At 72.4% G+C, this 7,856-nt stretch carries 7 protein-coding genes; 4 read left to right on the forward strand and 3 right to left on the reverse strand.

The features are described from left to right. Together MXD58_RS15030 and MXD58_RS15035 are read right to left on the reverse strand one after the other, a co-directional pair. Positions 1-645, reverse strand: a 645-nt coding sequence (locus MXD58_RS15030) for a type I phosphomannose isomerase catalytic subunit (protein WP_374616144.1), incomplete at its 3' end; no start/stop codon positions are given. Between the two features lie 54 nt (positions 646-699). Beyond that, positions 700-1,170, reverse strand: coding sequence for a metallopeptidase family protein (locus MXD58_RS15035; protein ID WP_248838376.1), 471 nt, complete (start codon positions 1,168-1,170; stop codon positions 700-702). 404 nt (positions 1,171-1,574) lie between these two features. On the opposite strand from MXD58_RS15035, the gene MXD58_RS15040 reads away from it, so the two are divergent. The 4 genes from MXD58_RS15040 (at position 1,575) to MXD58_RS15055 (ending at position 4,955) form a co-directional block, all read left to right on the forward strand. Further along, complete coding sequence (locus MXD58_RS15040) at positions 1,575-1,982, forward strand: DUF3499 domain-containing protein (RefSeq protein ID WP_248838375.1); 408 nt, start codon at positions 1,575-1,577, stop codon at positions 1,980-1,982. Between the two features lie 237 nt (positions 1,983-2,219). Then, positions 2,220-3,578 carry a phosphomannomutase/phosphoglucomutase gene (locus MXD58_RS15045; protein WP_248838374.1) on the forward strand — a complete coding sequence of 453 codons (1,359 nt, stop codon included), beginning with the start codon at positions 2,220-2,222 and terminating at the stop codon, positions 3,576-3,578. Next, positions 3,578-3,781, forward strand: coding sequence for a Trm112 family protein (locus MXD58_RS15050; RefSeq protein WP_248838373.1), 204 nt, complete (start codon positions 3,578-3,580; stop codon positions 3,779-3,781). The genes MXD58_RS15045 and MXD58_RS15050 overlap by 1 nt, the downstream gene beginning before the upstream one ends. A 7-nt stretch (positions 3,782-3,788) precedes the next feature. Continuing rightward, on the forward strand, positions 3,789-4,955 hold the full coding sequence (locus tag MXD58_RS15055; RefSeq protein ID WP_248838372.1) for an SIS domain-containing protein: 1,167 nt from the start codon (positions 3,789-3,791) through the stop codon (positions 4,953-4,955). Positions 4,956-5,310: 355 nt separating this feature from the next. Here MXD58_RS15055 and MXD58_RS15060 read toward each other — a convergent pair whose 3' ends face one another. Then, positions 5,311-7,575, reverse strand: coding sequence for a transglycosylase domain-containing protein (locus MXD58_RS15060; protein WP_248838371.1), 2,265 nt, complete (start codon positions 7,573-7,575; stop codon positions 5,311-5,313). Positions 7,576-7,856: the final 281 nt, after the last annotated feature.

Below are 7,856 nucleotides of genomic sequence, written 5' to 3' on the forward strand. Positions count from 1 at the left end.
GACCAGGGCCGCGGCGGGCTGGGCGGGCATGGTCAGCAGGGTCCGCAGCACCGTGGCGGCGCCGCGTCGCGGATCGTCGACCAGCGGGCCGAATGCCGCGGCCAGCGCCGGCGAGCCGAGACCGGCCACCACGGCGAGGGTGCGCGCCGGGTCGCGCATGCCGGCGAGGGCCCGGAAGGGCGTCAGCGCGACGATCAGCTCAGGCTTGTGGTTGCGATCCCGGTAGCGCCGCTCGGGTGCGTCCACGGCGAGGCCAGCCGCGTCGTCGGCGGCGAAGCCCGCCCGCGCCTGGTCCAGGTCCGGATGCACCTGCAGCGACAGCGCCTTGTCCGCCGCGAGCACCTTCAGCAGGAACGGCAGCTCGCCCACCAGGTCGGCGGCGGGCAGCCGGGCTCCGTCCGCCTCGGCGAGCGCCGGCGCCACCGGATGGGTACCGAGCCACAGCTCGGCGACCGGCCCGCCGTCCGAGGGCGTCCCGAGCAACTCGGGGATGGCCGTGGGAGAGCCCCAGGCGTAGGCCTGCTCGGCGCCGTGCAGCGCCAGCAGCCGGGCCGGGCCGGACGGCGCCGGTAGCGGTGTGGCCTGGCCGTTTCCGGGCGTCGGCGGTACACCTAGGTGCGCCGAGGACGCGGTGTTCCTGGTCACGATCTCCCTCGCGGCGAGGTGCGGTGGCGGCGGGCACCGAGGGGCCGGTGCCGCCTATTCCTCGTCGCCCCAGCCATGACCCTCCGGGTCGATCACCGCCGGATCGACGCCCATCATCTCAGCCACCTCGTGGATGATCGCGTCGAGCACCAGCTCGGCGAGATCCTCCGCGTCGACGGCCCGTGCCTCGATCGGGCGGCGGTAGACCACGATCCGCCGCGGGGTGCCTGACCGGCCCTTTCCGCTTGCGGGCTGGAACGTGGCGAGCGGGATCTCCTCGTCGGAGACCGCCACCGGCGGCACGTCCTCGACCGCGAACTCGACCTCGGCCAGCTCCGCCGACCAGCGATGATCGAGGTGTTCCACCGCGTCCAGGACGAAGTCGTCGAACCGGTCCCCGCGGGTCGCGTAGGCAGGCACGTCCGGCGGCAGCAGCATGCCGCGGATGCCCCGACCGCGCCGGTCACGGCGGCGACGGGGGCGAATCGGCCGGGTGGCCGACGGGAACCGTTCGAGCTCGGTCACCCTGTGAGCGTAGCGTTCGTGAACGAGCCCCGGCCGGCGTCCGGCGGGCGCGTGCCCACCACGGCACCTTCGGGGTGGGCACCGCTCGGTGGCGGCGGCCGGTCCCACGGCCGGCTCGCGCACCAGGTCCGGCCGGCGGCGGTCCACGCTGTCGCCCGGTCCCGACCGCCGTCCGGGCCGTCGGCACCCGCGTGCCATCCGGGCGGCTGGCCTCGACGCCCTCCCATCCCGAGGAGGTTCCACGATCAGATGATTTCGATATCCGGCCGGACCCGCTCGCCACACTCAGTTCTGGCTGCGGGGCGCGATGAAATGGTCGACAGCGAGTGACGATTCAGCCTCGCGTCACGCGACACGACGAGAGGTGGTGGCCGTCGCCCGTTCCGGGGGCTACCGTCCGGAACGTGAAGCCTCGGCGCTGCTCCCGCTCGGCCTGTTCCGCAGCCGCGGTCGCGACGCTCACGTATGCCTACGCCGAGTCGACAGCAGTGCTGGGCCCGCTGTCCCCGTACGTCGAGCCGCACTCGTACGACCTGTGCGGCACCCACGCCGACCGGCTCACCGTGCCGCTCGGCTGGGCCGTCGTCCGGCTCGAGGCCGAAGCGTCCAACGAGGCCGGCCGTGAGGTGGCCGGGGACGACCTGGAGGCGCTCGCGGACGCTGTGCGCGAAGCCTCCCGGCGCGGCCCCGAGACGCCTCGCCGCGGCCCGGAGCCGCCCGTCGGCGGTCCGGGTCCCCAACAGGGGCCGCAGGGTGGTGGGCCGCCAGCGGGTCGGCGAGGTCATCTGCGGGCGGTCCCCAGCCCGTCCTGACGGTTCCCCCGCCGTCCTGGCGAACCCGCCAGGTGCCGTCCGCCGTGGGCGTGGCCACCACGGTCGGGCGGTGCGCTGTTCCCCGTGGTGTGTGTCCCACGTGGGCTCGCCCCGGATGCGGTCCCGGTCCCGCCCGGCCCGGCGGATATCGTCGTCCCCTGTGACGGCGGCAGGCGCCGAGCAGGCCGGGTACCACTAACCCGGTGCCGGGGGACACTGGGGAAGGTGGCAAGGGCTGTGCGCGATCTCTCGCGGATCTTCAAGGCATATGACGTCCGGGGCGTGGTCCCGTCGGAGTTCGACGCCGACATCGCCCGCCGGACCGGCGCCGCGTTCGTGCGCTTGACCGGCGCGGACCGGATCGTGACGGCGCACGACATGCGGGAGTCGTCGGTGCCGCTGGCCGCCGCGTTCGCGCAGGGCGCCACCGAGCAGGGCGCGGACGTCATCCTGGCCGGCCTCGGCTCGACGGACCTGCTGTACTTCGCGGCCGGTTCGCTCGACATCCCGGGCGCGATGTTCACCGCGTCGCACAATCCGGCCAAGTACAACGGCATCAAGCTCTGCCGGGCCGGCGCGGCACCGATCGGGCAGGAGACCGGGCTGGCGGAGATTCGTGAGATGGTCGAGCGCGGCGTCCCGGCCGGTCCCGGTCGGCGCGGCTCGATCACCGAGCGCGACCTGCTGGCCGACTACGTCCGCCACCTGCACACCCTCGTCGACCTGAGCGGCATCCGTCCGCTGACCGTCGCCGTCGACGCCGGCAACGGTATGGGCGGGCTGACCGTGCCGGCGACGTTCGACGGATTGCCGTTGAAGGTCATCCCGCTCTTCTTCGAACTCGATGGCTCCTTCCCGAACCACGAGGCCAACCCGATCGAGCCGGCGAACCTGCGCGACCTGCAGGCCGCCGTCCGCGCGTCCGGCGCCGACCTCGGGCTCGCCTTCGACGGCGACGCCGACCGTTGCTTCGTCGTTGACGAGCGGGGCGAGATCGTCTCCCCGTCGGTGATCACCGCCCTCGTGGCCGATCGCGAGCTCGCCCGGGAACCCGGCGGCACGATCATCCACAATGTGATCGTCAGCCAGGGGGTGCCCGAACTCGTCCTCGAGCGGGGCGGCGTGCCCGTGCGGACCCGGGTCGGGCACTCGTTCATCAAGGCCGAGATGGCCCGCACGGGCGCGATCTTCGGCGGCGAGCACTCCGGGCACTTCTACTTCCGGGACTTCTGGCGAGCCGATTCGGGCATGCTCGCGGCGCTGCACGTCCTCGCCGCCCTCGGCGGCCAGGACCGGCCGCTGTCCCAGCTGCTCGACGGCTACGCTCGCTACAGCGCCTCCGGGGAGATCAACTCGGAGGTGGCGGACGCCACCGCGGAGATGCTGGCGATCGAGAAGCGCTACGCCCCGAACGCCACCGCGGTCGATCACCTTGACGGGCTGACCGTCACTTTCGCGGACGGTTCGTGGTTCAATTTGCGCCCATCCAACACCGAGCCGCTACTGCGGCTCAACGTCGAAGGCCCTGACGACGCGACGATGAGCCGGCTTCGCGACGAGATCCTCGCGCAGGTCCGGAGCGGAAAGGAAGCCTGATGAGCCTCGACCCGCTGCTGCTGGAGATTCTGGCCTGTCCGTGCAGCAAGCACGGTGAGCTGCGCAAGGAGGAACTCGACGGCGCCCCGGTGCTCGTCTGCGCCGCCTGCGGCCTCGCCTTTCCGGTCCGGGACGACATCCCGGTGATGCTGCTCGACGAGGCCGTGCCCTTCCCTGGATCCGCCGCGTCGGCGTCGAGCTGACGTCGGCGTGTTCCTCGACGAGGCCGTCCTTGACGATGCCGCCCGCCTCGACGCGGGTGGCATAGCAGCCCTGCTGCCGCACGTGGCCTCTGCCGGGCCGCAGGTCCGGCAGAGCGCGGTGCTCGCCCAGGAGGCGGGCATTGACCGGCTTGCCGCCGACGGGCGTCCCAGAGCCATCCTGGTTGTCGGCGTGGACGGGTCCGCGCTGGCCGCCGGCTTCCTGGCCGCGGTCGTCGGCCCGACGAGCCCGGTTCCGATCATCGGCCATCACGAGCACGGCCTGCCGGGCTGGGTCGGCGTGTCCGACCTGGTCCTCGCGGTCTCGGCGACCGGCACCTCGGCGGAGACCCGCTCGGCGGTAGAGGAGGCGAACCGGCGCGGGGCACGCGTGGCCGTGGTGGCTCCGCCCGACACGCCGCTGGCGCATCTGGCCGAGGTCGCTGGAGCCCCGTTGGTGCCACTCGTCGGGCAGCGGCCGCCGCACACGGCGTTCTGGTCGCTGACAGTTCCGCTTCTCGTCGTCGCCCGCGCGCTCGGGATCGTCCGAACCGGGGACGCGGCCATCGAGGCCGCGGCGACCCGTCTGGAGGACGTCGCCACCCGGTGCCGCCCGTCGAGTGAGTCGTTCGTGAACCCGGCCAAGACGCTCGCCCTTGAGCTCGCCGGCACCCTGCCGATCGTGCTGGGCACGTCGGCGGTGACCGCGGTCGCGGCCGAGCGGGCCACCTTCCAGCTTTCCGCGACGGCGAAGTACCCGGCGCTGGCCGGCACCCTGCCGCATCCCGGCCATTACCAGGTGGCGCTGTTCGACGGCCCGTTCGGGGCCGGCCTGAGCCGCGCGGCCAGTGGCGGCGCAACTGTCGGCGTGGATGACCTGGAGGACTTCTTCCGGGACCGGGCCGAGGAGGAAGAGGAGTCGGTCCGGCTGCGGCTGATCCTGCTGCGTGACCCGACCAGCGAACGGCCCGAGGTCTCCCGCCAGGCCGAGTTGGCCGTCTCCGCCGCCGCCGAGCGGGGCGTCGGAGTCACCGAACTGCGGGCTGAGGGCGTCGACCCGCTGGAGCGGCTCGCCTCACTGATAGGACTGTTCGACTTCACCGGTGTCTATTTGGCTCTTGCCCTCGGGATCGATCCGAGCCAGACCCCCGCCGCCGTGCGGGACCTCGGCCGCTAGGCGGCGCGTCCGGCCGATCATGGCGGGGCAACCGGACATCGACCTTCCAGGAGACCGGTCGGCAGCGCGGCGGGCCTCTTCGCGCGGTCAAACCGGACCTCGCGCCCGTAGCGGGCCCAGCCAGAAGTTCGCCCGGTCCTGCTCAGGGGCAGCCGAACCCCGATCGCTACTCTCTAGCAAACCGTGGTCGCTTTACCTCGCGGCGGCCCCAGATTGTCGTCGCTCACCATGACTTTTGAGCGCGCTGGCCGGTGACGGGGCGAGCCCACCGGCCGGCACCGGCCGGCAGGGAACGGGCTCCCGCCGGCTCTGTGCTAAGCCGAGCCGTTCTGGCCGAGCACAGAGCCGCCGCGAACTACCGTCGACCGCCGTTCTGGCCGCCGCCGCCTCCTCCACCGCCGCCTTGGCCGCCGTTCTGGCCGCCGCCGTTCTGAGCGCCGCCGTTCTGGCCTGCGCCGTTCTGAGCGCCGCCGTTCTGGCCTGCGCCCGGTTGACGGCCGCCCTGGATCGCCCCAGCGACCTGCTGGCCAAGGTCCTGCAACACGCCTGGAAGGCCCGGTATCGGGGCCGGCGCTGGTGGCGGCGGTGGCGGTGTGTTCTGCAGGCCGCCCTTGGTGCCGCGCGCCGCCGTGGGGTCGGCGTCGGGCAGCGGCTCGACCGGCAGTGGCGCCAGCGCCGCCCGCATCGACTTGCCCCAGATGATCGCCGGGAGGTCACCGCCGAAGACCTCCGGCCAGGCCCGGCCGTTCGCCACGACGTTTCGCAGGGGGTGCTGCTCCGCGCCGGTGGGGTCGCCGACCGATACCGCCGCCGTCATCTGCGGAGTGAATCCGACGTACCAGGCGGCGGAGAACCCATCGGTGGTGCCGGTCTTGCCGGCCGAGGGCCGGCCGATCGCGGCGTTACGGCCCGTCCCGTTGATCGGCACGCCTTCCAGCACGCTGGAGACCGTGTCCGCGATGCCCTTCGCCAGCACCTGTTCGCACTGCGACCCGTTGGCGATGTCGATCGCGGTCTTGCTCGAGTCCACCACTCCGGTGGCGAAGCGCGGCGTGCAGCGCAGGCCACCCGCGGCGATCGTCGCGTAGGCGTCGGCCATCTGCAGCGGCGCCACGTACATGTACTGGCCACCGCCGATCGCCGTCGCACCATCGGTGGAACCGATCTTGTCTGCCTGCGGCGGGCTGACACCGAGGCGCTTGGCCATCTCCAGTACCGCCGGGATCCCCACCTTTTCCGCCAACTGCACGTAGAAGGTGTTCACCGAATCCCAGGTGCCGCGCGGGATGTCGTAGATGCCAGCCTCGGACTCGGCCGAGTTCGAGTAGCCCTTGGCGCAGTCGCCCTCACCGCGGTCCAGCGGGAACTTCTTGCTGACATAGCACGCTGGGGAGTAGAAGGCGGTCGAGGTGCCGTAGCCCTGCTCGAGCGCCGCGGCCAGCACGAACGTCTTGAAGGTCGAACCCGGCTGGAACGTCGCCTTGGTCGGCAGCGGGACGACGGTCTGGTTGCTCGCGACATCCGGGCCGTACACCCGGTTGACCGCCATCGCGAGGATGTTGCCGGTCCCCGGCTGGATGACCACCTCGGTCGCGGAGACCCGGTTGTCGGGGGGGATCGTCGAGTTCACAGCATCCTGGGCGGCCTGCTGGACCTGGGGGTCCAGCGTGGTGCGGATGACGAGGCCACCCTCGTAGATGCGCCGGTTGCGTTCCTCCAGGGTGCTGCCGAGAGCGGGACTCGCCTGGAGCTGGGACCGGACGTAGTCGCAGAAGAAGGGTGCGCTCGACGTCACGCAGGAGTCCGCGGCGGGGGGCGGCGCGGGCACGACGTTGAGCGGCACCTGCTTGTCGGCGTCCGCCTGCGTCGGGCTGATGTAGTTGTTCTCGGCCATCTTGTCGAGCACCGTGTTGCGACGCATGAGTGCGGCCTGCGGATGGGCGGCCGGGTTGTACCGCGACGGGCTCTGGACGAGGCCGGCGAGCAACGCGGCCTGCTGCACGTTCACCTGGGAGATCGGCACGCCGAAGTAGTGCTCCGCGGCAGTGCCCACGCCATAGGCGCCGTCGCCGAAGTAGGCGATGTTCAGGTACCGCTCGAGGATCTCGTCCTTGGAGAAGCGCTTCTCGATGTCGAGGGCGTACCGCAGCTCCTGGATCTTGCGGTCGAGTGAGTCGCCGGCGGCGACCTCTCGTTCCGCGGCGGTCCGCGCGTTCTGCAGCAGCACGTTCTTCACGTACTGCTGGGTGAGGGTCGACCCGCCCTGGGCGACACCGCCCGACTCGCTGTTGCGCAGCGCGGCGCGCAGCACCCCCTGGGGGTCCACGCCGCCGTGCTCGTAGAAGCGGGAGTCCTCGATCGCGACGATGGCTTCCCGCATGACCTTGGGGATCTGGTTGCCCGGCACCACGATGCGGTTCTCGGCGCCACGCAGCGTGGCGATCACCGAGTTGTCCGAAGCGAGGATCACGGAGCTCTGCGGTAGCGGCGGAGTGACCAGTTCGCTCGGCAGGCCGAGGAAGTGATCGGCGCTGCCCTTGGCGAACAGGCCCACCGCTGCGACGACCGGTAGCGACAGCAGTGCGACGACCAGACCGAGCACCGCCGCGAGCAGCGCCATCTTCCGCGCGAGCGGTCGTCGGTCGACCGGGGGGCGGACCAACGCCGCGGGACTCGTTGTTCTGTCGGTGGGCGGGCCTGGGGGAGATCCCGCCCGCGAGCCGGCCGTGCCGTCGCCGCCGCTGCCGCCCACCGGCGAGGCCCTGCGGCCGCTGGCGTCGGGGTGGGTATCGGGCAGAACCGCGGTCTGTCCGCCGGCCGCCGGCCGCGGACCGGCGGACCTCGTCGCCTCGACCGCGGCGGCGACCGCAGTTCGGGCGCGGCCACCGGGCCGCTTCGGGG

The organism is Frankia sp. AgKG'84/4 (assembly GCF_023242965.2).
Taxonomy (GTDB): Bacteria; Actinomycetota; Actinomycetes; order Frankiales; family Frankiaceae; genus Frankia.

What these genes read in the sequence shown, in the direction of transcription:
- MXD58_RS15050 (WP_248838373.1), top strand. Translation starts at nt 3,578, where the DNA reads ATGAGCCTCGACCCGCTGCTGCTGGAGATTCTGGCCTGTCCGTGCAGC.
- MXD58_RS15060 (WP_248838371.1), bottom strand. Translation starts at nt 7,575, where the DNA reads ATGGCGCTGCTCGCGGCGGTGCTCGGTCTGGTCGTCGCACTGCTGTCG.